Origin of the sequence: Buttiauxella agrestis (genome assembly GCF_900446255.1) — a bacterium.
GTDB classification, from domain to species: Bacteria; Pseudomonadota; Gammaproteobacteria; order Enterobacterales; family Enterobacteriaceae; genus Buttiauxella; species Buttiauxella agrestis.
This window is the reverse complement of sequence record NZ_UIGI01000002.1, coordinates 67199-93107: the sequence shown is the minus strand read 5'-3', so window position 1 is coordinate 93107 and position 25909 is coordinate 67199. Positions and strand designations below refer to the sequence as shown.

Genomic DNA, 25909 nt, shown 5'->3' with positions numbered 1-25909 from the left:
AATGTTCCTTTCATAATCTATGAAGGAACCTAATATGCAACACTTAAACAATCTTGTTAAAGCCGTTTTATACAAAATGGGGTTATCCGATATTAAGGTCTTAGAGGCATCTATATCCACTCAGACGTTAAATCGCTTCCACATAATTATAGATGTGCCGGTATCTCAACTTATCCCTTTTTATAAGCGGTATATTGAGCGTCATAGCATCAGTGATCATGCAGGAATGGAAAAATCTCCGCTGGGCCGTTATCTTTTAAATGCTGATTCACTGCATGCAGGTCCGGTGTCCTTACGTAGTTTCAGGTTCGCAGTATCTGTAAACCCGGGCAACGTTCGGATTGTACATCCACGGCCAGAACTGCTTCACTCTGGCTACAATCGTGAAATACTCGAGTATGTTTTTTATCGCTCCAGTAATGCCCATCAGGACATAATTCTTGGTCTTGTAGAGCACGGTTCTGAATTTATCAGTTTTATTCATGATCAAATACAATCCAAACTCGCGAGTTACTATCCGTTGGTTGTCTCCCTGGTAAATAAGAGTGAAGCCAGTAGCAAGCCAGAAATGATTCATTCTATCCGTGATGAAAATTACGGGTTCGATATCAGTATTATGGCGGATGCTATCCCCCTGGCAGTGGCTGAAAAGCTACTTTGTGATGAGTGGTGTATAGAGTCTGTATCCTGTGCGGACCAGTACCTCAATTACTTACATCGTTACCTGTCCGGGCGAGTAATGAAGCGTTGTTTATATGCAGTATATAAGAGCAATTCTGGTGGTAGTACTTCATTCAGATCAATGTTGGGAAGGTTATCAACAAGTCCACTTGTTATGACTGAATACAAAATTAACCATGAAAAATCGATTGCCCGATATGAAAAGACTGTTCTCTCTCAACTTGAGAAAATGTCACATTCAGTTGTGGATAACGAACTTGTTCTTTTAACTAATTAATCAAAACAACCCATGAGGGAGCAATCCCTTGTGGGGTTTCTCCCTTTTTTGCTGAGGAAGAAACTATGTTTTATTCAACAGATGTATATCATTATATTCGTGCGGAACTCTCTGGGCTTGGAATCGATTTTGAAAGTGCAGATTTCTCATATGCTGTTAACCACAGCCAGGGCGATCATGTCACTTTCAGTGGAAAAATTGAAGCTGAGGAGTTAAATAAGTGTGTTGATTTATATGTTGAAGCATTACTAAAAACCAATGCTCCCAGCTATGAAGTCGATGCCTTATCCAAAAAACTTAAATACTTTCTTAAAGTTTATCATCAGGTGGCATCTTCCTATCTTGATATAACTGGGCGTAGTTATAGTCGCTCAAAAATAGAATTTGAAGATGTTGGATTAGATATTCTTTCTGACTCTGGTGAAGACGATGAGAAGTATTGTCATTACATGGAAGTAGATGGAGAGGTCTTAATAGGTCGGTTCGGGCTGATGCAATTCTGGTATTCCGATTTCAATGACTTCCTCAATTTTGTCAGTAATTCGATTACCGATTGTCTGCAAAGGGCTTACGGCACATTAAGTAAAGTCAGTATGGCTATGTACAATGCTGTCGAAGACTTTAAGTACTCTCGGGTTATAAATGACCGCCTGACATTATCTATCAAAGCGGTAAGCGATGATTCTTGTGATATGGATCTTGGTGACTGTTACCTGGACACTGAGGTATCACCATTTGGAAAAACTAAAGATATTCGCAATAATGAATTAATTAAAGCAATGTATCATGGAGTTGCTAATAATCAGGATGTACCGGTTCAGGTTAAGATTTCCTTTATTGATGAGGATGAAAATGTTGTCTCCGAAACGTGGCGGACGACTTATTCAACCCTTGATGCAAATGGGAAATATAAAATTGCCGACCGTAGAAGTTTAATCTCTGAAGCAGTCTATGATCTCCGGGCTGCACTGGACATAAGTAAAGCTGCTTAATGTTCCTTTCTACCTGACCGGTAGGGTTGCGAAGTACTGTGACTCTGCTTTCCAGGTACTGTTTATATAATCTCTAAACCCTTTTGTAGGCACATTTAATGTGCCTTTTTTTTTGCCCAGAATTTGCTGTTTTCTACAGATACTGGTTTTTCTTACCCTCTCAATGTTGCGCTTCAGCACATCTCCCAATCCCCCTCAACCCTCCTCTTAAAAATCAACCCCTATCCGTAATTTCCCTAAGTTTGCACATCGTATACTGATGGCAACAGAGGGAGAGAAGGTATGGAATACAAACACAAAAGTTTTAACCTCGATAAATTAGTTAACGAAGCAGATATCAAGGAACTTGAATATCTCTTCTGTGAGCCTGGTGATGAAGTGCGTGAAAAATTACGTTTCTTACAGGAATCGGGACACAGGATCGTCACCAATGTTTTCTGTAGTAATTTCTGCCCACAAACTGGGTGCAAGGGCCATTCTGACCAACCGGATAATACTAATGAATAATATGTTGCTGGACTGGCTCACGTATCTGATTACCGCAGTTATCGTTTTATCTATTCTGCTGGAAGGCAAAACGACCCGTTACCCATCGTTATTTTTTTACGGGAGTCTTTTATTGCTGGGACTGTTGCTGGTAGTCGCTGGCGCTAACTGGTGGTTTTATCATTCGGCATATGGCCTGGTGATCGTTCTATTCACCTTGCTCTCCCTGGTGTGTACCCGCTTCAGACTCGTTATTTATGCCTGCCGGTTCAAAAACATCGTCAAACAAATCACTAAATACACCGAGCAGGGGCACCGGGTCATCATGGTGCTCCCGGAACCGGAAGAAGAAAAGAATATCCTGTTGGCACAACTCAGAGCGGCAGTTCCGGAAGAAAAGTTACTTTACACGCCGTTTGCCTGCGGCCCCGGATCAGACAGTATTTTAAAACGAATTTCGGAACTGAATACAACTAAGCAAGGCTATTTGTTGGTTTGTGAAGGGCAGGTGGCCGCCCGGAGCTGGTTGAGCATTGTTGAAAATGGTGACCCGGATAGTTCAATCGCAGTTAATTTTCATTCTATTCCCGATATGGAGTGAGTTACAGATGAGTAATGAAATTTCGAATGATTTTGTAGCACCAGATTCTCTTGCATGCGAGCAGGTTCCATCCAGGCTTCAACTGAGTAAACGGGCCAGCACAAATTTAAACCGGGCAAAGGAAATTTTGAATTCACGCGGGATAAATGCTGTAACGAATGAAGAGATTATTCGGGCATATCTTGAAGAGTTCCAGCCGTTAGATATCGCAAGTGCTTACCTTGATAACCGGTTAAAGCAACTAAGCTCGAGCATCTGCGATTTTTAGCGCTTCACAACCTATTACGTTTTTGCTGAGTTGTGCTTATATACTCTGGAAACCATCAACATAGGATGAAGATGAAAAGTAACAGTAAAACCGTTCGAGTATATAAAGAGCAAATTTTACTCTCCTTTGCCTGCTGGCTGTATATGTCACCTCCTGAAGAATGGATGACGAAAGCTTTTAGCGGGAGGATAAATAAACAGGATGATGAACATTACGATCAGACTCATTCCGACCTGTACTTTTTCCGGTTTGCGTTAAATGGTGATGGATTTGAATCTGGACCAGACGCTAACGGGGTTGAGATTTTTACTTTCTCATTTAATTCCTGGATGCTGCCAGATAGTCAAATGAGTGAAAAGCACCAGTTAACCAAGCTGGTGATGCTGTTAGTCACGGGGAGTGTCGTCTCCGTACCGGAGTACATTGATCTTCCCGAAAGTCTGGAATTTGAAATTCGTGATCAGATTTTAACCTTCGATTTGATGAGGGGAGAAAATGTCTTCAAAGGCTGGAAATCCGCCAGTGAGCTGTGGGCTAATGATGTTTTCCCCCACACAAGCTTATATCTCAATTCAGCCCAATGTATTCACTGACATGCTATGAAAAAACTATTTCTTCTGGAATGGAAATTGTGTGAGAGCCGGAGCTGGATTTTGTGGATTTCCCTCTGGGCGCTGGCGAGCTTCATGCTCCTTTGCGCATCAATTCTAACGGGCCGGTTGTTATCAACGACAGTGCTACCGTTTGGGTGGATGTGCGTCTGGGGACTACCTGTACTGCTGTTTAGTATCAAGGTACAGGTTCATGAACTGGGAGATAAGTTACGTCACAGGCTATATATTTTTGCGCTTCCGGTTATGTCCTGGCAAACTGCCGTGCCATCCGGTTTCTGGTCTGTTGAAGTTCTTAACGGACGCTACAGTCTGTACCGGAATGCCCCCGGGAAAAACCCGGTTCATTTACTCTGGCGGCCCAAAGCGATGCCGGTATTTTTGAAGCCGGTTGCTCTTGTCGGGGAAGAGATATGTCGATAGATAATGAAGCCGTAATGAGTGCTGCGACCTCCTGCTTGCTCTATATCTCTCAAAGTAAGGCGAGTCCCACTGCGAGGAATGGACTCATACGTGACTGGTTGCGTTCTGCTGAGCGCCGCAGAACCCATTCATCTCAGTCCATCCGGATTATCAAGCGGCACCTGAAGCATGCGACTAAGTCTCAGGTGACCGACCTCGCCAGCATCATTCATTTGCTGGTTGAAGGGCGTGGCTCAATCCCGGATGCAACAGGCTCCCGACTTTACATGCTGAAAACCTTCAGTGACCACCTGGGCAGGCTCGGATGGCGTGTCGTTATTGGTAGCCAGAACGACTGGGACAAATTGGATGTGCATTACCCTAACACCTGCTTTGGTTTAAAACGGGATGTCGAGTGTTGCTTTGGTTCTGAAGGTGAGCAGATACAGTCACTGCCACTTTATGTTATCGGTGATGTGACCTCTTTCAGGCAGATCGCCGGAGAATATGATTACCTCGTGATGGGTGATAAAAGCGAATTTGTAGACGGTGTGTCAGTGCATATCCTGCAATTGACCTCCGACCAGATAACTGGAGATTAATGATGGTGAACAACCTGCGGGGCCTGAGAGATCAGATTGGCTATCGTATCGACGAACTGGGCGACTATCTTGCAGCCACCCCCCCAGTTGTGTCTGAGCTTATGACGATTAGCCGACTGTCCCGTAAGGAAGAGCGCATCAAATCAAGTTGGGAAGGTTTTAAAGTACAACACATCAGTGGTGAACAATCAGTAACCAGAATTATTGATGCTCTCAAGGATTTTGGTACTGATAACCCACAGCAACTTAATGAAGAATCAACCAAATTTACGGCCAAATATCCCGGACTCGTTGTGGTGCCGGATAAGGCGGATAAGTTACGTAAGCTGATCGAAGAGATTAATAATGCCAAGAATCAATTTGCCCGGGCATTAATGAGCCTTAGCACCGACCGGTACGAACGTTTTGACGAAGTTCATGCGCAGTTTCCGGGGCTCGTGACGCTTCAGGCTACTCGCAATATTCTTTTCAGCGATAACCCACTGAAGAAAGTTACTTTTGGCTGGCGCTACAATCGCAACACTGAGAAGAAAACGAAACTTGAGCTGATAGATATTCTTACTCGACGCAAAGACGCTCTTTTTAAAAACCTGCTGACCCGCGACCAAACCGAACGTCTCAGTACCCTGGATTACGCCATTAAGAAGCTGGCTTCTATGCAGCTTCAGGGAGATGAAGGTTTTCGCCTGTGCCGCGTGAATTCGTTCCCTGTGCCGATTGTCCATGCATGGTTTGAAGGAGATGATCGTGATACTCAGACGAAAAATAAATATCTTTCTACCAAGGCATCTTTGCCGCTATTTGCCACAGGCAGTTTTCCAGTGCCTCAGTTAAAGCTTCTCAGTGACTGGGATCAGGCAGTTGAAGGGGATAAAGCAAAATCTGGCCGTCAGACACAGCGGGTATATACAGAGCTCGTACCCGGAGCAGATTTAGGCATTTTCATCGTCCGTGTAGCAAGTCACGAGGAATAACCATGCAATGGATTTCAACCACAAGCGTTAAAACAGCTGAACGCGCATATAACGTTTATCTGTGGAATAAAAAATTTCCGGAGGATGCCGTTCACCGGCTGGTTTATTCCATCTCAATGGAAAATGCCTATCACGATAGTTCCGAAGACGGGATGAGAGCCGAGTTGCTGGCCGGGTTGTATTTTATTTTGAAAAAATCAGGCCCCCGGGAAGTCAACGATGGCCGTAATCTGAACTGGCATGTATCTAACCCGGAAGTGCAGAGTTTCCTCATGGAGCAACCGGAAAAGGAAAGCCTGCGTCCACTCTTTGACTACTTCCGGGTACGCCTTAACGGGATCACCATGGTTCCAATGGCGGGGAAGATCGGTAATGAGGCCATTATTACCAGTCAGACCTGGCCTCGTGTTGAGTTGCCCTATTTCTGGCACAAGGAAGAGCTGGAAGCCGTGTTCGGAACAGTGCAACTGACACAATCAGCCCTGGTGAAATTCTCCCAGCTCTCGGTAAGACACGCGAACGCCAGCGCCATTAAGATCCTGCGTGACCGGCTCAAGTCTGAACATATGACGGAGTTTGAGCTTCGTGATGACTATCGGGCACAGCAGCTCGAAAAATATGGCGTCAAAGATATGAAGGTTTTTTATCATCAGCATATCCCCGGGGTGAAATTGCTTTTCGTGATTAATCGTGGTGAATCATGGCGGCTGGTGGATGTTTTTTTGTTTAATCACCAGAAGAACCGGAATGCCGGTAAAACAGCCAAAGAGGAGTCATGATGGAATTGCTAACTATGATAGGCGTGGTGGTTTTGCTGGTTGTCCTGGCTAACTGGGTAACGACCAAAATGGTTGAGCTTTTGAGCCGGTATTATTTCAAGTCAGAGATGTCGGGGACCCGAAAAGGTTGGTTTGGTTTGCTGGGTGCGGTGGTCATTTATTCCGTGATCCTCTTACTGCCTGCGATTCCTTTTATCTTCAGCCTGAAACTCGCCGGGATTGTGAATATCGGTGCGCAGGTGACGAAACTGAACAAATACTACTATCCGGGTAAGGGGAAATCCCTCTGGAAGCGATCCACCAGGAAATAAATTCTACCTACCCACCCCGACACGGAGGAGCAATCCTCCGTTCGCTTCAGTTAACCGGAAAGATGTTCTGCAATCAGTTGTGACATTGGATTTTCTTGGGAAAGATAATTACGGATATACCGTGAAACCATCTGCTCCGAGGTCCAGTTTCCCATCGCCATTATTTGCGTAATAGTAAACCCCTTTTTTGCGAGCTCGATGGCTCCGCCTACGCGTACACTGTGACCTGTCCAGAATTGGTAGCGTAACCCCTTTTCCTTCTCACGATTGTCGGTGTATCGGCTTCGCCACAATGACTCGAATGCCCGGTTCAGAGAGTTACCTGCTATCACACCGGCATCATCGGCTAATGGAACCTTTGAATTCATCTGAAGGGGAGTGGTGACCCCATGGTCATCCAGAAGTTTATGGATAAATTTTCCCCGTGAACGGCGGGACCAGCTATCAGGCATGTAACGCATGGCGTGAAAATCAGTAGCCTGGAAGAGTAACGAGTCGGGGTTACCTTTCAAGCTCATGCCGACCATATTTAACAGCCTCAGAATGCTGGTGGCGAGTAAGGGGGACAGATCATAGGTCAGCAGTGTATTGGATGAGGATTTCGTTCTGAAGACGGTTAGCTTCAGGCCAGTGCAGTCATCGTTAACCTTGAGATGCCTCAATCTTATACGGCGTATTTCAGCGGAGCGTAGTAGGGTTTCAAATCCAAGCCAAATCATGCTGAGGTCACGAAGGATTTTCACCGAGTTGGTTTTACCGTGAAGGCGGATGAGTTGCTGGAGATCGGTCAGCAAAAAAGGTTGTGCCTGCTGTGTCACGATCTCTTCCCGGGCAGCCTGGTTTTTCACAGACTTCAGAAAAAGCACTACACTGCCAGTTTTAATGTTTTCTTGCTCAAGTCCTTTACGGCTAACAGCATTAATGGCAGCTACACAGGCAACCAGACTTGAACGCTGGACCCTCGTGCTGATCTCAAGGAGAAATGCCAAAAAATAAATGTCATTCACAGGAAACGGCTTGATAACGCCGTTATCCCGATTGCTGTTTGCCTGGCACCATCTCTTCCATTGACCAAGCCAGTGAAGATAGCTTTTAGCTGTATTGTACGAGAGTGACTGAAAATAAATTGCCAGCTTAAGCCGTCCAGATTCCGTGCTGTCAATCTCAGATAACTGATTTGAAATGTGGGCCGGTAATGGTGTGGCATCAAGTTGGACAGACATAGGCACTCCTGTTTATTAATACAGTTATTTTAACAGCCAGGGGGTGTCTATCAATCATTTATTAAAATATTAAATGGCGCAACCTGGTGAAGTTTGCCAAAATGTGAACTTCGACAAAACTACAATATCTATCTGAAGTTACACAGAAAATCTGACTTAAATGGAGATGAAAATGACGGAAGGAAAGCGATTATATTTAATGAAGTTTCGCAAGCACAGCTCTTTTGAGACACTTGAGCAAGTTTTTGACCGCCTTAAAGAAAAGCTGACCGGTGATGAACTGGAACACGCGTTAAGCGCATACGACCACCGGAAGGCTGAAATCACCACAAAGAGACTTTTTGATAAGGTGCCTCCCTCGGTCTGGAGTCTGGTTTATCAGTAATATGCGGGATATTCCCTAGCCCCTCAGTTCAACAAGTGATTGTGTGCCAAAAACAACGAGTCACATAAATACTAAATCGTTATATTTTTGAGGATGTATCATCATGGCTGCTGAGAATAAAGTAGACAAACTAATTACTCTTGAAAGGGTTCTTGGGTCAGAAATATCATTCCAACCATTGCAAATAGGAATTTACAATCATCCACAACAACTATCAATTGCATCACCAGATCTGCACTCTGAATTAGTTAGATTTTTTGGCACACCAGAGAGAACATTCTTTACCACAAATATGGATGTGAACAGACTGGTGAAATACGGGGATGGTTCGTTCTCTTCTATGGTCAAAGGAGTTAAGGGAATTGCTGGGCATCAAGGGTTTGATGCTTATGATTCGTTTGAATTAGCGAATGACCTTTTTATGCATATCGGAACTGCATTCAACAATGCAGTTGCTAAAATATATGCAAGCTATGTACACCAAATTAATCTTGAAATAAACAATGTTTATCAGCAATTTCAACTTAAAGACTTCAGCAAGATAAAATCAATCTCTTTTTTCTTAAAAGAAGTTTACTCGGATATCTACGGCGCTGGATTCAGTAAGGAGCAAGCGCAGGCGACCTTGACAAATGTTCAACGCTCAAGAATTGATTTAAGAGAGTTAGTATATAGATACATGGAAAATATCCGTTCAAACATCCATCCTTGGCAGCAGCCTATACCGATAAACGAGTTAGCAAGCAATTATTTGAGTTGTAGGTACTGCATCTCACTTTATACGATTGCATTGGTTTCTGAAACTATACTATCCAATAGGTTAGACGATAACGGATTTAAGTCTCTTAAAACAAAGGTTTCAAATACTTTGGATGAGTTTAACGAATTGACTAATGAAGTGCATCTTAATCTTGGAGCTCGTTACTCTAACAACCAACAACAAATTAATAACCAAATGCTTTGGATTTTTGATCACTTAACTGCTCATCAGAAAAACAATGAAAATAATACTCTCAACAATTTTGCAAGTAATCATCTCTCGCAATTTTGTAAAGATACTGAACTGAGCAAAATTGATGAAATCCTTAAGTCCAGGGATAAGCTGTTGTCGAATATTGTAATAACTGAAGAATAAAAAGTATAACAAATGGCTGCTAGGGACTGCATTGCGCTGCGATCTATACAGGCCAAGAACCAAGAGTTGAAGTTCCGCTTCAGTCTCGAAGCGGACCGCCTAAAGTATCGCGAGTCTGTTATGAGCGAAAGTGGAAGTTTGCGTTAAAGATACACTGATCTGCTTGTCTGAAAATCGTCTCGTTAAACTCATCCTGTGTTCATTACGCTACCAAAATATCGACTCTTAACGGATCGGTTGGCCTGATCCGGCCGCGTATAATTGCTGGAATTCGGAGGGAGGCGTTATGCGAAAGAGTAGCATTGAAGGTGTGCCTTTCGGCATTCACAGGCAAACCGGTAAGTTGATGGACATTACGGAGGTGGCCCGTGGGACCAGCTGCGATTGTATTTGTCCCGGTTGTAAAACTGAGCTGGTGGCAAAGCAGGGTGACATCAAGCTGTGGCATTTTGCACACAGTACGGCCATAGATGCGGAGTGTAACGGACTGATGGCCGCAATCATGGCGAAAGTACTGGATGTCATTACATCAAAGGGCGTTATCGCATTCCCTCATTTGATTGAAGGATGTGAAGGCGGGGCGGTGCAGCTGAGCGATATAAAAGAGAATATTGCCTTCTGTGGCATTACAGCCCCGCTAATGGCGACGATTAATCAGCTGCGTATCGCCATTTTCCCCGACATCGACAGAACTGTCGCTTCACGTCTCTCCTTTGACCATATCCACCCTTCAGAGATGATAGCGGCACTGAGGATCGATTTGCCCGATATCGAATACGAACTGGCGAAAGTACAGCGTGGTGAAATTGATGAAGGATACGGCCAGTGCATCGAAAGACTCATTACCACACAGTCCAGTTCCCGGGAATGGCTTTACCATCCCCATATGCACCAGTTGGAGCAAACCCAGTTAAAAAAATACATCGGTCGAGAGCCTGCGGAAGTGGGACCACTGCGGCAGCGTCTGGCCGACCATGGGATGGAATATCCTTCCCGGTTGCCTGGCAGTCGCAACGGTATTCTTGAACTCAAGCAACGGACCATCGTCCAGTTGTGTCGGCTGACGGCCCGTCCTTCCCGAATTGCCCAGACAGACGAATTCTCCTTGTTCACGCGATATTTCCGGGCTCATTGTCTCGATTCAAGCGAGCACGTGAGCATCAGTAAGCTCGACTTCTGGTCGGATATGGTCACCGGCAGTGAAGAGGGGGAGCGTCTGACGTGCGAAGAGGTTGATTTCCTCAAAGCCGTGGAAGAGATTGCCCGACTCAATATTCGGCTTCAGACCGCCACCAGCCAACCGGTAACGGACTCGTTTGGTGGAACCTACCCGATGTTTTAACCCATACCGGCTCCCTGCCAGGTGAGCCGGAACCACCAGCGGACGAACGGATAAGGAGAACAAGGCATGCAGATACACAGCAGAATGAAACTGCCATTGTGGGCGCCGGTCGAGTTTGTCCGGGAGCCGGTGGGCTGGCAGGGAAATGCAGTTCGCACAAATGACCGGACAACGGCCAGCGAGAAACCCCGGCCGCATGCCATTGTTTCCACCGGCCAGCTCGTCGGTGACCGGTATAATTACATGTCCTCATCCCTCCTGTATCTGCTAAGCCAAGGGAGCTGTCAGGCTTCGCCTGATTTGAAGACTGGCGAGAATCCTTCAGATGATATCTCTTTGTTTTCTCTTTGTTTTCTTTCTGTTTTCTCAAAGTTCGCGGGGCGATGCTCAGGGCAGAACACGGAAAAGCTTAAGTACAGATATCGGGGGGAGGATGGGCTCGGGCCTGGTGTTGACCTTGAGAGGAACATGAGGGATGAGGACATGTAAATTGTATAAAGGTTGCTCACACAGGGCGTTTACTCCCAGTGTTGTCACCTTCAGATCGGGGGCATAACGGGTGGAGTAATCCTGCTACATCATTTGCTCGATAACTTAACTCAGGCAATCAGTGTGCCGATTATGGAAAGAAATGAACGACGACGAACTGCATAAAATTCCCCTTACTGGCCGTTATGTCGGTAACGGGGACTTCAGTAGGTCGGTGATCCGTTCGTATCATCAAAATCAGGTGTTCTTTTTGTTGTATTCCTGACGGCTAACCATTGGGGTGGGGATGACCACCAGGTATTAACGCTCTGCTCGGATATTTATCTTTAACGACTGTTGCCTGTCCCGGACTGTGGATGGGTGGACGCAAAGCAACTTTCACTCAATACCAGGTGTTACTGAGGCCAACTTAACCAGGCCAGTGCATTACATCGCTCCTTACGGCACAGGCAAAGACATAGAAGCGATCAACAATCTTTAAAACCCGTTAAATCGAGTGTTACGTGAAAATTCTTTTAACACCCTGTGATACGATCTTGGTTGGTTAACGGTAGCCATTCCGGGCTGGCGACACTGGTGGACAAATGGGCATATCAAAAAGACTTAATAGGGGGGCGAGGGCCAACCGTGCGAAAAACCACGTTAAGAAGCTAACAGTCTGAAATATCATAATTTTTGAGACTGTATATATGGGGCAAAAAATCGTTTCCAAATATCGTGTTTTGGTAATTTTGAGACTGGCTCGTATCAAAATTGATTTCTGATACTGCTTAGCGTGGTTTTTTACATCACTGGACTTCAAACCCCAAATCACCCGTTAGCTTAAAACGCTTAACGGAGGATAATTTCCTTTTTCCAAGCGGACCCGATGAAGTACGAAAGTAAAGCATGGTTTTGAAGTTTAAAACCAGACTAAAGAAAATTGACACAGAAGAGAAGAAGAGAAATTAGCCAAAACAAATGAAAGGATTAACGTTGTTCAATAACAGAAAAAAAATGGCAACATCCGAACTCTGAGGATAGAGTTAAAAATGTTGCCATGATAACGATTCTTTAAATCAGGAATTCGTCCAGGGATTTGCCTGCTGCCAACTGCTTAGCCAAAGCCTTTGGAGTGCGACCCTGACCAGTCCATGTTTTAGTTTCGCCATCTTCATTTGTATATTTATATTTGGCTGGACGAGGTTCACGAACTTTTTTAACTTTGTCAGACTTCGCGCTAAATACACCCAGAAGGTCTTCAGGGTTGATGCCTTCGTCTTCCATCATCTGGCGGAAAGTCTGAAGTTTCTGATTGCGTTCTTCTATTTCAGCCTGTTTTGCAGAGTCATCTTCGCGACGTTCTTCAACAACAACAGTAAGCTTTTCGAGTACTTCTTCGAGAACCTCCAGTGGCAGTTCACGAGCCTGAGCACGAAGAGTACGGATGTTATTTAATGATTTGATTGCTTCTGACATATAACCTCACAAAGAATAAATTAAATTCACGGTATTAAGCTTACCATAGTCTGTGCTTTATAACGTGAAGATGAGACTGAAACATTATTTTTTGGCTATTTCTTGAGTAAATACTTAGAAACCAACCGATGTTTATGTTGATTTGAGGGCATATCGAACAAATCATTGTTAGCATGAGCTAGTCGCAGTAAGGTTCTACTGACTAAGCATGTACACATAAATGAACCTTACCCTTTCCTCCAAACTCAATAACGTATGAAGTGAAGGTGATGCGTTCTCAAATCGCATTCAACTATCTGAGGCGCAAAGACAGATAAATACCCAGTTTCACAATCACTGATATTGGAATCAATGAAACCCCTAGATAAAAGAATCCCATTTTAACTGTGTCAAATGTCTGCAAAAACCTCGAGGTTGCTACAACACTTAGTTCAGATTGAATCCCATCCGTAGATGTGAGATCAGCATTTAATAGAACGGTCAGGCATAAGTTCGCAGTGAGCAAAAGTAAACCTAAATATAAGATTGGGGTGTAAAAAATCAATTTAAATGATTGATGAATATTTATCAAACGACCAGAATTCAAATGATAAATTGCCGTGTAAATCAATACCATGAACAATGCGACCTGTAACATTATTGACTCCGTATTTAACATATATTAATGAATTGCTGGAGACGTGACTGACCCTGGTTCTTTAACACAAAGCCAGCCTCTATTATGAGATTCCCCTACTATTGTTGCTGCCGCTTCTTTGCACTTATCCAGACTTATATAACCTGTAATTTGTTCTGTTGATACGCCTTCGCGAACCGTCATGCTCAATACCAGAATCAATGTGTACATAATGTGTCCTATCAAATAATGGATAACTCGACTTCACCCTATGGAACAAAAACCATGAAGAAAATTCCTTCAGCACAAATATTAACATCGCTATTTTCGGTGCAAGATCGCTTAAAGACGAAATATTGAGAGTTATCCATAATGGCAGCAAACAATTGGCTTTGTGCAGGTCATCCTGTCTACGTCGACTGGGAATGGAAGCCTCAGATCTTGAACCTCCCCAATCCAGCAGCTCAATCAGCAGCAGAAGCTATTAATTCGGCCATCGCAGCCGGTTGCCATTCCTAAGCTCTCCGGCCAATAACTCACGCATGTCTTTTTCAACCTTATAGGGCATACCTGCGGCCAAGGACAGATGACGGCATTGCGGCTTCAGTTCCTAATAAATCATTCACTATTTACCGGCTGTGACGTTGTCACGTTGAGAAAAATGCTCACAAAACGAACTATGTAGTATTATTATCATTAAACTCCTCAAGCTGACATGCAACTTATTGATTTTACTACACATTTTAAATTACCAAAAAATAATCAAAATGATGCCGTAAACCCCCTTAGGTTTTATTGAACGTATGTTAAATTTCCAGTGAATAGTTTCTAGTAAATCATTTACTATAATGTGCGCTGTGTGAATTCTGTGAATCTCGCGGCGTCACTACCCAGAAGCAGGAGAATTTACATGGGTATCAAAATTTGTACTGACGGGCAGGCATTTGAAGTAACAGGAGAGGGGGATCAGGGCAAGTTTATGGTCCACCAATTGAATGATCTGGTTGGTGGTCATCTTGAGTTTGTAGGGCTGAGAGCATTTAACATCGATGGCAAGTTTTACAAGTTCATGATTGTCGACTCCAACGGCAAGCAAAAGGAAAAACCGTTCAACATGCTTGCTTCCCAGGTTGGTCATAACTGCGGCAATCTGCATTCAAAGGATTTTGTAGTCGGTGATGTAGTTCTTCTGCAAGAACATGAGGTGGATTGATGTCCGTCATCATGAAGCATCGTAGCAAGGGGCATGTATGAACAATGATAACCAGCTCATCTACAGCACCAGAACTGAGCAAATTGCTGCCAGGCGTGATGAAGCCATGCAGAAATTTGAACAGGGAATGCGTCTGATTGCTGAGGCTTCTGCGTTGGCCGAAATTTCCCTCTTTCACCCTGATATCATGAAACCGAACATTTTTGGGTTGCCGGAGTCACTGGAGTCAACTCTGGAAATGGGCCGTTGTTATATCGACCGTACATGCTGGCAAAAGGTATTCAAAGAAACGAAGCTGGATCGGCTATGGAATCATGAGCAAACCAGGGCGTTTTATGAACAGCTCAGGGAAAAGCCGCCAGTGATATCCCTGGCAGTGCTTAAATCAACGTTACGCGATGCCATTGCCAGACGCAAAGATACGTTGTCAGAAGGTTTCGTGACATTGCTGACGAGACTCAATCGCACCTATAAGAATAATACTCAAACGTTTACAATGACTTCTAAATTGATTTTGCCTAGGGTATTTGAACCCTTGCCCCTGCGCACCTGGAATTGCTGGGCGCCGCAAACTTCAGCCAGTATCCGGGATTTGGAAAATATCATTTGTATTTGTTCCGGCCAGCAGACTCCCGGGCCACGTACTGATATGACTGATTTATTATTAGCCCTTCGTGATAAAGAGGGCACCGGAGAAATCAGGAATAGCACCGGCTGGCGCTGCAAGGTATTTGCTAACGGAAATGTTCATGTGCTTTTAGATGATCAGTCTCTCATCAGTAGTTTGAATGATCTTATCAGCCACTACTTTTCAGGCCAGCTCCCGGCCAAAGGATAATATAAATGACATCGGTGAATAAATTACTACTTCCACCTGAATTAGACGGCGATGGGCAGAAGCAAAAGGAAGAGAAAAGGAATACCTCCCTCCGTATGTATCATTACTTTACGGCCATCGAAAGAATGCGTAAAGATGAGAACGTTTCGCAGGAGAATGTTCAAAATTTCATCAAGATTCATGCCATTCGCGAAGCTACAGGCGGAAGCTATGAAAAAGCATCAAAGATGTATGAGGCATATAAAGATTACGTTGAAAAAACACCGGCAGATGTACGAGGGTTAAATATCCCGCCTGCAATTCAAGATACCATCCTTGAGGTGTTTAATTATGTGAACTGGTATTACCAAATGAGCTTTAGCTCAATTGAAACTCAAAACCTGTCAATTATTAAGAATGAGAGGGATCAATTCCAACAGGAGTGCGCTGAGTTCAAAGTGCAGTTGGCCGACTATCAGCTCTCACTGGAAAAAACACAACAACAACTTACTCTTGTCACGGAAGCAGAAAACACCCTTTCAGCTCAGTTGGTTGAGCTCAACGAACTGTTCAGTAAATCACAGCAAACTAATGAGATTCTGTCACGGGACCTCAGTGAGGCTATCCAGGCCAAACACTATCTTGAACAAACCATTGCTGATTTACGCCAGCAGAATAGTGAACGGAAACAAGAGCTCAACCAGCAAGTTGAGACTAATAGGTCGCTGGTTAAGGAAAACAAGGATTTAGCCGGTAGTTTAAATGACCGTAAATCTGAGCTTGAAAACGTCAGACGTGAACACGATGCCACAGCGAAATCCCGGGACGCCCTGCAAGAGGTAAATAACCGACTGTCAGGCGAGAACAGTGAACTGCATGCTAAACAGCAAAAATTGCAGTCGGAAAATGAACGACTGGAAAAGGAGCTGGTCACTTCAGCATCTGTGCAGACTGAGCATTCAAAACTGATCGTGACGCTGGAAGCCTCAGTGACAAGACTTGAGAGCCAGGTGGAACAGTCAGAAGTTGCATCTTCACGTCTTCAGGCGGATAACGTCTCCCTTAAGGGGCAACTGAGTACGGCAAGCACCGAACTGGAAGCGAACAACGCGCTACTGGCATCATCACAAACTGAAGTTGAACGTATGAGTAAAATGATTGAACAGTTTAAGGATGATATCCGGGCCAATGCAGCTCTGTTAACAGCTGAAAAAACCATTTCAGAATCATTACGACAAACCATTGGCATGCTTGCCCAGGGCAAACAGCAATAGCCTTCACGAAAAGTAACTTTTCTGCTGAGTGGGCCAGGGCGACAGGGATGACGAGTCGTTATAGTTACCGATGGCATACGGCACGTTAAAAGGTGCGTCTGGTAAGGCGCACCGTGAGTATCATAAAATTCGACAGTAGTCCGTATTTCAGGCCAGCGTTTCGCTTTAATAGCATCTTTCCAAATTCATACGAATTTAATTACCAAATCCCGGTATGTGACTATATGTCATAATCAAATTTGAAATACTCATCTGGATTAAACCCCATTTTTCGGCATACGCCATAAGCCTCATTCACAGGCAGCATCAAAATCACCATCTTCTCAAGGTTCCGGAATTTTAATGACTTACTGAGTTTATTGGCATGATAGTCCGACTGCCCAACTCTTTCCCCTGCTTTAAATTTTTCTTCATTTAACAGGTCCAGCGTGGCTTTCCTGTACCAGTCACTCTGCACGTGAAAAACATTGTAATAGCATGCCGATAGAATTGCGTGACCTCGGCTATCAGGCATGTCATGAATGCATTGGTAATCAAGCAAGGCTTGACACAAATGACCATATATATACCCGCGCACTTCATGACTGTTTATGAATGTTTTGAATAGCGGTTGCTGGATATAGTTGATCGGGTTTAAAAGCTGGCCCCTGATAAATTCAGCCCATGCAAACACGAATTCTTTATCAGCTTTCAAATCCTCTGGGTTACTCTTGTAATCGTATGTCCCGACATTCGCCGGAGGCTTTGGCAGCCGATAGGATTGTTTGTTGAAGAGGTAATTAAACAGGAATTTTAGCATGATAGTCGCCTACGATTTAAATCATGCTTACAAGCATAGTTCAGTATTTACTCTAAGCTAAAATGCGGCCATAAATTACATATCGGTTTGATTCTTAAGTTGAATTTGATACGCATTTAAATGACCACGCAGGGATTAATAGTGATACTTTACCAAATCCCCCGGGCAGCTAAACTACTATTGCTTAGTTGCCAATACCATTCACTGTTGCAGGTAACTCAAAACTCTGAAAGGTTGATCTCACCAATAATTTTTCTAAATGACAAACCATGGTCTTTTACATAGTAATAAAAATACTCACTTAGCAGTGGGGATGTAAATCCATACATCTGCATGCCGATTTCCTGAAGACTGTTATCCCCCACTGATTTATCATCAGAATCTATTGTTATAAGCCTTGAAGCCGAGAGTAAATCTATTTCTTCCTGAGCACTCGGGTATGTTTTTAATACAGCTAACAAATAGACACTACGGCTATCCGGGAATCGAACGTTAATCTCCTCACTGCGCTCATACAGCATAGCCAAAAACTCTCTTGTTACCCTGGGCAGCAAAAGCAATCGCCCCGAGAATTCATTGATAGCCCATTTAACTTCATCTTTTTGTAAGTCACTAAGTTCTCGATTATCCCAAAAGTACTTAGCAACCAGAGTTTCGCAAAATCTCTCTCCATCACCAATAACTGGAATGGGGAGTTCTTCCCATTTCAAATAACCATTACTTACAACATTGTTGCTATCACCGGTTGTTTTCATTTTCAAATAAACCTGATCATTTTGATGGATTAAACAAACTGACTACGGATAAACCTGCAAGGTTACGGCGGCCCTCTTTGATTCTGGCCCCCAGTAATGTTGACCATGGCAATGACAATGGCAGTGGTCTCAAGGTAACTGCCATTCAGTGATATTATTTCTTTTCGGGAAATGAAGGTATGGATTCTCGGTTTTTTTCTAATGTTGCATCCCAGTACCACCAGCCATAGGGTCCATATTGCCGGTTGTAGTAGTCCATTTTGAGTTGCTTTCGGGCCAGGTATGCAGGAGTTGCCATACCGAACACTTCAAGTGGGAACGGAGAATCAGAACGCGTGTCAACCAGCACGAAATCCGGGAATACCTCCCCCTGGCTTGCATCAAAGCGCATGGGTTTAAGGTAATTACGATTTTCGGCATCAAGTTTATCGGCCACTAACTGTTCATACGATGAATCCAGCGGTATCCAGTTTTTGCTTACGTGCAGTAATGCGATCTGATTCACCCGAACTGAATGACCCCTCCGGGTTTTATCGGGCGCGGAGGTAAGTGCCAGTACCGCTACTCGCTCACCTGATTTCCATGCAGCGTACTCTGACGGGAAACGTCTGATCGTATTTGCCCATTGAATGGACGACGAAAAGAGGGCCAGAGGCAATCCACCAAACTGGCGTAGCGGGAGGAACGCTAATTCCTTCTCATGTCGCTCAGCATCATAACGCGCCATCGTGGACATAATAAGTAGTCGCTTGCCGCTACCTGCCAGACCTTCAATCTTCTTATCCTGAAGTTTTGCCTGGGCTGAATTGGGATCTGTGCCTACCAACAGAATATCGGCAATGACAGTCTTGCCGCACCTGATGCCCTGAGCTGCTTCCAGCAGCCGGTGTCGAACAAGCGAATCGCTGCGCTTACCAGCCATACCAGGGTGCCAGCAATTAAGACAGGCTTCAGTCCATAGCAGACTATGCAGGCCAACGAGCGTCATCTGTGATTGACCGCCCTCTGGACGTTGAGCGGGAGGCCTGGCCGGGGTTTCTTCGGTGGTCGGGTCTTTTTCATTTAGCCCGGAATTCAGTTTTACGACCAGGAGCCCGTCATTTCCTTCACGGACCACCCCGTGCTGATAACCCTTCAGACCGGTTGATTTGTCATCCAGCGCAAAATACATGCATTGCGCTTCATGTTCGAATCCCGTGTTTGCGTACTTGGCAAGGCGATAGGTATCACTTGACGCGTAGTGCCTTACGCAAAGGAATTTCTTACCCTTTCCCTTACAACCGCAGGACACGACGACATCCAGACCGTTTCGTTTATGGATTTTCTCAAGCGTCGATTTCCAGCCGGATGCATACTTTTCCTCAGTCTGAAATGCGGGAGAGAATGACCTGACATTGTCTCCAATTTGAATATTCACATTATAAAGTTGTCCCATGGCTATACCCCGGTCATTACCTGTTAGCTATATCCCAGCCAGTTTAAAACCGCCTGTGCATCATATTCTTCATGCTTACCCAGTTCCTCATAAAAGTGCGACAGCTCGCTGTCCGGGCATCCATGATTTTTTATCTCCTTAAGGGCTCTTTGCTCTGTAATTTTTACCCCTTCAGCTGACTCGTAATAATTCATCCCGCTCTTCCTTTTCCTCAGTGATGGACTTCCCCTCCACGGCCATCTGAATGCGAGGGGCCAACAACCGTGCTACAGCGGCAAAGACCGGCACAATGACGGAGTTACCGAACTGCTTGTATGACTGGGTATCGGAGCAGGGCATCCGGAAGGACTCTTTTCCCGGTTGTTCAAATCCCATTATTCGTGCGCACTCCCTTGGCGTTAATCGGCGTGGACGACGAAGCATGTTCTCTGTGTTATTAAAATCATTTTCAGCAGTTAACATGCAAAAACCCCTATTAACCAGTATTTCACTTCCATCCTTGTTGTATCGCGCACTGAGAGTTCTGCAAATCGTTGATTTATCGCTAGATTCAATGAGACCAAAACCAAATCCATTACCCTTTTCCTTATGCTTTTTTGCATAGTTGTATAGGTATTCCCAGAGCTTTGGTGTAAGTATGTACCTATCATCTACATATTCATCAAGTAACTCTTTAAAGCATGGTTTATTATCAGGATATTCATTAGAAATATCACTTAGACTAAACCCTTTGCTGATATTAAGATCACGCCGAAAACCTACCAGCACAATTCGCTCTCGATGCTGCGGAAGAAAGTTTTTACCGTCGATAATCTTCGGGTCACTGGCCCCCGTTTCTCCGGCGTCAGAAACGTCATATCCCAGCTCATCCAGGGTGTTCATGATGATTCGGAAAGTATTTCCCTTATCGTGGCTTTTTAGGTTCTTCACATTTTCAAGAACAAAGATGGCAGGGCGTTTAGCCCTGATAATGCGGCTGACGTCAAAGAACAATGTGCCCTGCGTGTCGCACTCAAACCCATGCTTTCGTCCGAGGCTGTTCTTTTTGCTCACACCGGCCAGGCTGAATGGCTGACAGGGAAAACCGGCCAGAAGAACGTCATGGTCAGGTATCTGCTGGTCAATGTTGATGTAGGCCATCTCCTCGGTAATATCCTGCTTATGGCTAAGTGTGATATCCCGGATGTCCTGATTGAAAACATGCTCGTTCTCGTCACAGTACCAGTTGGCTTTATATGTACGGACAGAATAGGGATTCCATTCACTTGTAAAAACGCATTTGCCACCAATGGATTCGAAACCGTTTCTGATCCCGCCAATTCCCGCAAATAAGTCAATAAACCGAAAAGTACTTTTCTCATAGTTAGCTGGCTTTGCAGGCAGCAAGTCATTGAGTTGAGCAAGGTCTTCTGGAACAAGAACCGAGCTGTCTGCTGATGCCACCATGTTGTTAATGTCGCGGGAGGAAAAATTCCGTTCATTGCGCTGATTCAGTAATTCCGCAACTGCCTTTGCCCCATATATCTCACAAACACGGACTAACAGGGCATTACCATTCACTTCAGACGCTTTGGTTAGCATGACAACTCCAGTCAGGATAATTATTTGCAGATCAGATGATCTCTGATTGCAAAATTATACCGCGCCGGTTAATGCCAACTTTTCGCTAAACACTTAAATATGAGGGGGGTTGAGTGGCTATATGGATGTTCCGTAATTAATCCAGACAGGACTGAATAATGAAGTACCAGACGGCCATAACCCCGGTATTGCCGGTGATATAATCGAACCAGTGCGTAGAACTCCCACAGCCTCACTTTCATATTCAGGTGTTCAGGGGACAAACAATGAAAATGGATAAAAAGTTACTTTTCATATTTATTTTACTTTTCACCGGCACCACTGCTGCGGAGCAAATTGAAGGGAAAGTCGTTAAAGTCCTGGATGGTGATACTGTCCAGGTCCTGGATTCAGCCAAAAATAATTATCGGGTACGCCTGTATGGGATAGACGCACCAGAGAAAAACCAGGCATGGGGGCAAAATGCCAAGAAAGCACTGTCTCGCGCAATAGCATCCAAAAATGTCGTTGTTGTGATTAACGGAGTTGATATCTACAAGAGAACGCTCGGAACGATCTGGCTTGATGGGTACAACATGAATGGATCTATGGTTCGTTCAGGCCATGCATGGGTTTATCGCAATCAGGGACAACCTACCGTACCGGCGTATTTGCCGTATGAAAAGCAAGCCCAACAAGCCAACTCTGGCTTATGGAGTGAATCCTCTCCGATTCCTCCGTGGGTCTGGCGCCAGCAAGAGAAGAATAAACAGGAATAGGGCGACCTATCATGACCGAATTATTTTCTGGCAAGGGTGACCTGATTGAGCTCAAATCGTTTGCGTTAGCAGAACTGGAGTCGGGGGATGATGGGCCGCATATTGACACCACCTTGCTTACCCACAGTGAGATAGCCTGCCAGCTCGTACACCACGTTATGAAATCCGGTGGACGTATCAGCTTACCTTGCGTTATTCAGGCAAACAGAACGGCAGCACCAGGCTTTATTTATATCAACGATAATTCGGCTATTTCGGAGCATGCCTCCTCATCTGGTCACTCTGCACTGTGGACCTGGCTGAGTGCAAAAGGTTTTAGTATGGGGTTAATGCTTTCCTCTCAAGGTGAATCAGCTGGCCCGGTATCGGGTTTCTCCGGTCGACACGATGCATTTCTAGCAAATATTAATCTAGACCAGCTGGCTTCAGCTGTGGGTTTACTTGTGGGGGATGAGTCTCACAAGGTCCCTTTGAATGAGCTCGTTCGGCTGATAACTGAGCCCAATGATTACAGCTGCTGGTTAATGTGGCCGCAGCCGAGAGCAGTGGCGCCCACATTCCATTTTCCAGAAGAAAAGTACACGAGCCACAGTGACGCAGATGGGTACTCCCAATGGCTTTCTACAAATGGAAGATCCGCATGCTATGCCATCGTGAAAAATTTCACGTTCAGTCCCTTATCTGAACCCACTTTTGATATTGAAGTCAAAAATGGAGGACATAGCCACGATTTTCAGTTAGTAAAGTCGATGGGTAGTTTGCTTTTACTCGACTATGTAGGGGAGGTGGTTCATCCAGGAAGTAATGGCTATACGGTATTACTCAAAGCTTGTGTTACCGCAGCCAAACGCTACTGGCGGGATAGCAATCTTCAAAATGGTTCAAATATTGGGTAACCTCCGTCATTAGCGAATTAAGATATATAAGCTCTTGTCACCGAAACAGAGAGCATGACCCGAAGAGTATTGCCTTCTTCTTCACGACAACGACACACGAAAGCTTCACTTCTTCTTTCCTGCATTCTTTTTGACATTTATCTCAATATGACAATTTCATATCCATAAACAGTCTCTTTGAAACGATGAGCAAATCATACAATGAGAAATTCATTCATGAGGTGAATAATAGAAATATTTCGTACCGAAAAACTACAATTATTTATATTCAAATTTAAACATCAAAGTCACTCACGCTCGGACTATTTTAAGACTATTCTTGTAATATATTTACACACTTATAATCACAAACTCCCGCCCCAAGCCATTCGCTTAAAAACATTGATTTAGATCAACTAAAGATCATCCATACAACATACCACTACCATTTTATTCACATTTGGTGGATTTCGCTTTCATGCATGTTAAAAGCAGTCAACAAACCCCACTTTAACAGCATATGCAGAGTTCTTTCTTGTTTGCATATAGAGGAAAATTCTTAAGAATTTTCCAATGGCAGATCTTTGATCTGTAAAGTTGATCTAAGTTAGACGTTTGCTCTATCATCGCGTTGTTAAGAAATTCGTGGAATTCATCACTACAGTTCAAGAACAAAGGGAATGATATGGCTGAGTCGACCTTTCAAAGTGAGATACCGAAAGCACGCGTAAACATCCGGCTAGACCTGCATACAGGCTCTGCTCAGAAGAAAATTGAGCTCCCCCTGAAACTGCTGGCTGTCGGAGATTTTAGTAATGGTAAAGAAGATCTCCCTCTCTCAGAGAGAAGTAAATTAAATGTTAACAAAAACAACTTCAACAGCGTCCTCTCTGAGTTAAATCCCGAATTAAAATATTCTGTTCCGAATACACTTTCTGATGATGGCTCTGAAGAAAATATCAGTCTTAGTTTCCAGGAAATGAAAGACTTTGAGCCTGAACAGGTTGCCCGACAGATACCGCAGCTCCGCGCCATGCTTGCAATGCGTAATTTACTTCGCGATCTGAAATCTAATCTTCTCGACAATATTACCTTCCGAAAAGAGCTTGAGAAAATTCTTATCGACCCGGCTCTGACGCAGGAATTACGCGACGAATTAAGTGCCCTTGCTCCTGAATAAAACAGGGTGAGTCTTTTAATGGATTAACAGAGAGAATGCTGATGTCCGTAAATACCGAAACACATTCAGTACAAGGGCAAACGACTGTACTGGAAAAAACTCCGCCTAATAGCGTTTACGCTTCACTGTTTGAAAAAATCAATCTGACTCCCGTTAAAAACCTGGGTGATATCACTGATTATCAGGACACCAGCATCATGGCTGAAGCGTCTGCTGATGAGCGAGTGACAGCCGGAATTCAGGTTTTCATGCAGGTGATTACTCAGTCAGGCCAGAAAGTCGAAAAGCTCGATAAAAATTTACTCGACCAGCACATTGCTGAACTGGACCGCCAGATCAGCCGCCAGCTTGACGAAGTGATGCACCACCCGGCCTTCCAGCGCGTAGAGGGATTATGGCGGGGACTACAGCACACTATAAATCGCACTGATTTCCGTCAAAATGTGAAGGTTGAAATTCTGGACGTCTCCAAAGAAGACCTCCGCCAGGATTTTGAGGATGCCCCGGAAATTATTCAGAGCGGTCTTTACTATCACACATATACGATGGAATACGACCAGCCGGGTGGCGAGCCGATTGCCGCTATCATTTCTTCGTATGAATTCGATGCGTCCTCACAGGATGTTGCGCTGCTGCGTAATATCTCAAAAGTCTCCGCCGCTGCTCACATGCCGTTTATCGGTTCGGTCGGACCGAAGTTTTTCCATAAATCCAGTATGGAAGAAGTCGCGGCCATCAAGGACATCGGTAACTACTTCGACCGTGCTGAATACATTAAATGGAAGTCCTTCCGTGATTCAGAAGACTCCCGCTATATCGGCCTGACCATGCCGCGTGTGCTGGGCCGTCTGCCGTACGGCCCGGACACCGTGCCAGTGCGCAGCTTCAACTATGTTGAAGAAGTGAAGGGACCAGACCACGAAAAATACCTGTGGACCAACGCGTCATTTGCGTTTGCTGCCAACATGGTAAAAAGTTTTATCAATAACGGCTGGTGCGTCCAGATTCGTGGGCCACAGGCGGGTGGTGCGGTGCAGGATTTGCCTATCCATCTGTATGACCTGGGCACCGGCAATCAGGTGAAAATCCCGTCTGAGGTGATGATCCCCGAGACCCGTGAATTTGAATTCGCGAATCTGGGCTTCATCCCATTGTCGTATTACAAAAATCGCGACTACGCCTGCTTCTTCTCGGCCAACTCATCGCAGAAACCGGCGTTGTTTGATACAGCTGACGCGACGGCCAACAGTCGTATCAATGCCCGTCTGCCATACATCTTCCTGCTGTCACGCATCGCCCACTATCTGAAGCTTATCCAGCGTGAAAATATCGGCACCACTAAAGACCGTCGCCTGCTTGAGCTGGAGCTCAATACCTGGGTGCGCGGCCTGGTGACTGAAATGACCGATCCGGGCGATGACCTTCAGGCATCACACCCGTTGCGTGACGCGAAAGTGACGGTGGAAGATATCGAAGACAACCCAGGCTTCTTCCGCGTGAAACTCTTTGCGGTGCCGCATTTCCAGGTGGAAGGCATGGACATCAATTTGTCGCTGGTTTCCCAGATGCCAAAAGCAAAAGCCTAAGGTG

General features: G+C 44.7%; 29 protein-coding genes. 22 read left to right on the top strand and 7 right to left on the bottom strand.

All coding sequences use genetic code 11. The features are described from left to right. Window positions 1–34: 34 nt before the first annotated feature. From DY231_RS24055 to DY231_RS24005, 11 genes are all read left to right on the top strand, one after another. Window positions 35–958, top strand: coding sequence for a hypothetical protein (locus DY231_RS24055; RefSeq protein WP_115632014.1), 924 nt, complete (start codon window positions 35–37; stop codon window positions 956–958). 65 nt (window positions 959–1023) lie between these two features. After that, the gene (locus DY231_RS24050) at window positions 1024–1950 is read left to right on the top strand and encodes a hypothetical protein (protein WP_115632013.1); all 927 of its coding nucleotides are present in this window, start codon (window positions 1024–1026) and stop codon (window positions 1948–1950) included. A 282-nt stretch (window positions 1951–2232) separates the two neighbouring features. Continuing rightward, window positions 2233–2457, top strand: a complete 225-nt coding sequence (locus tag DY231_RS24045) for a hypothetical protein (protein ID WP_115632012.1) — start codon at window positions 2233–2235, stop codon at window positions 2455–2457. Further along, window positions 2450–3037, top strand: coding sequence for a hypothetical protein (locus DY231_RS24040; RefSeq protein WP_115632011.1), 588 nt, complete (start codon window positions 2450–2452; stop codon window positions 3035–3037). The genes DY231_RS24045 and DY231_RS24040 overlap by 8 nt, the downstream gene beginning before the upstream one ends. A gap of 7 nt (window positions 3038–3044) precedes the next feature. After that, window positions 3045–3305, top strand: coding sequence for a hypothetical protein (locus tag DY231_RS24035; RefSeq protein WP_115632010.1), 261 nt, complete (start codon window positions 3045–3047; stop codon window positions 3303–3305). A gap of 71 nt (window positions 3306–3376) precedes the next feature. Next, window positions 3377–3898 carry a hypothetical protein gene (locus DY231_RS24030; protein ID WP_134187532.1) on the top strand — a complete coding sequence of 174 codons (522 nt, stop codon included), beginning with the start codon at window positions 3377–3379 and terminating at the stop codon, window positions 3896–3898. A 62-nt stretch (window positions 3899–3960) separates the two neighbouring features. Next, entirely contained in the window at window positions 3961–4092 is a 132-nt protein-coding gene (locus DY231_RS25470; protein WP_256682729.1) for a hypothetical protein, read from the top strand. Between the two features lie 237 nt (window positions 4093–4329). Further along, a complete protein-coding gene (locus DY231_RS24020; protein WP_115632007.1) occupies window positions 4330–4920 on the top strand; it encodes a DUF2913 family protein in 591 nt (196 codons plus the stop codon). Continuing rightward, window positions 4920–5894, top strand: coding sequence for a DNA replication terminus site-binding protein (locus DY231_RS24015; RefSeq protein WP_115632006.1), 975 nt, complete (start codon window positions 4920–4922; stop codon window positions 5892–5894). Before DY231_RS24020 ends, DY231_RS24015 begins: the two co-directional genes overlap by 1 nt. Before the next feature lie 2 nt (window positions 5895–5896). Continuing rightward, on the top strand, window positions 5897–6673 hold the full coding sequence (locus DY231_RS24010) for a hypothetical protein (protein WP_115632005.1): 777 nt from the start codon (window positions 5897–5899) through the stop codon (window positions 6671–6673). Next, the gene (locus tag DY231_RS24005; RefSeq protein ID WP_115632004.1) at window positions 6673–6984 is read left to right on the top strand and encodes a hypothetical protein; all 312 of its coding nucleotides are present in this window, start codon (window positions 6673–6675) and stop codon (window positions 6982–6984) included. The genes DY231_RS24010 and DY231_RS24005 overlap by 1 nt, the downstream gene beginning before the upstream one ends. A gap of 50 nt (window positions 6985–7034) precedes the next feature. Here the strand turns inward: DY231_RS24005 and DY231_RS24000 are convergent, their stop codons facing one another. Next, on the bottom strand, window positions 7035–8207 hold the full coding sequence (locus tag DY231_RS24000; protein ID WP_115632003.1) for a site-specific integrase: 1173 nt from the start codon (window positions 8205–8207) through the stop codon (window positions 7035–7037). Between the two features lie 172 nt (window positions 8208–8379). Between DY231_RS24000 and DY231_RS23995 the strand changes: the two genes are divergently transcribed. From DY231_RS23995 to DY231_RS23980, 4 genes are all read left to right on the top strand, one after another. After that, window positions 8380–8592 (top strand): Hha/YmoA family nucleoid-associated regulatory protein, encoded by a 213-nt coding sequence (locus DY231_RS23995; protein ID WP_115632002.1) that lies wholly within the window; start codon window positions 8380–8382, stop codon window positions 8590–8592. 103 nt (window positions 8593–8695) lie between these two features. Next, complete coding sequence (locus DY231_RS23990) at window positions 8696–9727, top strand: hypothetical protein (protein WP_115632001.1); 1032 nt, start codon at window positions 8696–8698, stop codon at window positions 9725–9727. Between the two features lie 286 nt (window positions 9728–10013). Beyond that, window positions 10014–11069: a competence protein CoiA family protein gene (locus DY231_RS23985; protein WP_115632000.1), complete on the top strand. Its 1056-nt coding sequence runs from the start codon at window positions 10014–10016 to the stop codon at window positions 11067–11069. Between the two features lie 66 nt (window positions 11070–11135). Further along, complete coding sequence (locus tag DY231_RS23980) at window positions 11136–11558, top strand: hypothetical protein (protein ID WP_115631999.1); 423 nt, start codon at window positions 11136–11138, stop codon at window positions 11556–11558. 1053 nt (window positions 11559–12611) lie between these two features. Here DY231_RS23980 and DY231_RS23975 read toward each other — a convergent pair. Next, window positions 12612–13016 carry an H-NS family histone-like protein gene (locus DY231_RS23975; protein WP_115631998.1) on the bottom strand — a complete coding sequence of 135 codons (405 nt, stop codon included), beginning with the start codon at window positions 13014–13016 and terminating at the stop codon, window positions 12612–12614. 1526 nt (window positions 13017–14542) lie between these two features. Between DY231_RS23975 and DY231_RS23965 the strand changes: the two genes are divergently transcribed. The 3 genes from DY231_RS23965 to DY231_RS23955 are packed head-to-tail and all read left to right on the top strand — an operon-like array spanning window position 14543 to window position 16936. After that, entirely contained in the window at window positions 14543–14845 is a 303-nt protein-coding gene (locus tag DY231_RS23965) for a hypothetical protein (RefSeq protein WP_115631996.1), read from the top strand. A gap of 37 nt (window positions 14846–14882) precedes the next feature. Then, entirely contained in the window at window positions 14883–15683 is an 801-nt protein-coding gene (locus DY231_RS23960) for a DUF4942 domain-containing protein (RefSeq protein ID WP_115631995.1), read from the top strand. A 5-nt stretch (window positions 15684–15688) separates the two neighbouring features. Then, window positions 15689–16936 (top strand): coiled-coil domain-containing protein, encoded by a 1248-nt coding sequence (locus DY231_RS23955; RefSeq protein WP_147295668.1) that lies wholly within the window; start codon window positions 15689–15691, stop codon window positions 16934–16936. 220 nt (window positions 16937–17156) lie between these two features. Here DY231_RS23955 and DY231_RS23950 read toward each other — a convergent pair whose 3' ends face one another. The 5 genes from DY231_RS23950 to dcm form a co-directional block, all read right to left on the bottom strand. Further along, a complete protein-coding gene (locus tag DY231_RS23950; protein WP_115631993.1) occupies window positions 17157–17735 on the bottom strand; it encodes a hypothetical protein in 579 nt (192 codons plus the stop codon). Between the two features lie 218 nt (window positions 17736–17953). Beyond that, on the bottom strand, window positions 17954–18490 hold the full coding sequence (locus DY231_RS23945; protein WP_115631992.1) for a hypothetical protein: 537 nt from the start codon (window positions 18488–18490) through the stop codon (window positions 17954–17956). A 154-nt stretch (window positions 18491–18644) separates the two neighbouring features. Beyond that, window positions 18645–19925, bottom strand: a complete 1281-nt coding sequence (locus DY231_RS23940; protein WP_115631991.1) for a DUF1173 family protein — start codon at window positions 19923–19925, stop codon at window positions 18645–18647. Window positions 19926–19948: 23 nt separating this feature from the next. Beyond that, complete coding sequence (locus tag DY231_RS25255; protein WP_166672014.1) at window positions 19949–20119, bottom strand: hypothetical protein; 171 nt, start codon at window positions 20117–20119, stop codon at window positions 19949–19951. Then, window positions 20097–21506, bottom strand: coding sequence for a DNA (cytosine-5-)-methyltransferase (gene dcm, locus DY231_RS23935; RefSeq protein ID WP_115631990.1), 1410 nt, complete (start codon window positions 21504–21506; stop codon window positions 20097–20099). Before dcm ends, DY231_RS25255 begins: the two co-directional genes overlap by 23 nt. Window positions 21507–21772: 266 nt before the next feature. On the opposite strand from dcm, the gene DY231_RS23930 reads away from it, so the two are divergent. From DY231_RS23930 to tssC, 4 genes are all read left to right on the top strand, one after another. After that, window positions 21773–22264, top strand: a complete 492-nt coding sequence (locus tag DY231_RS23930; protein ID WP_115631989.1) for a thermonuclease family protein — start codon at window positions 21773–21775, stop codon at window positions 22262–22264. 11 nt (window positions 22265–22275) lie between these two features. Continuing rightward, on the top strand, window positions 22276–23160 hold the full coding sequence (locus DY231_RS23925; RefSeq protein WP_115631988.1) for a hypothetical protein: 885 nt from the start codon (window positions 22276–22278) through the stop codon (window positions 23158–23160). Window positions 23161–23824: 664 nt separating this feature from the next. Beyond that, window positions 23825–24319 carry a type VI secretion system contractile sheath small subunit gene (gene tssB / locus DY231_RS23920; protein ID WP_115631987.1) on the top strand — a complete coding sequence of 165 codons (495 nt, stop codon included), beginning with the start codon at window positions 23825–23827 and terminating at the stop codon, window positions 24317–24319. A gap of 35 nt (window positions 24320–24354) precedes the next feature. Next, complete coding sequence (gene tssC, locus DY231_RS23915; RefSeq protein ID WP_115631986.1) at window positions 24355–25905, top strand: type VI secretion system contractile sheath large subunit; 1551 nt, start codon at window positions 24355–24357, stop codon at window positions 25903–25905. Window positions 25906–25909 lie beyond the last annotated feature (4 nt).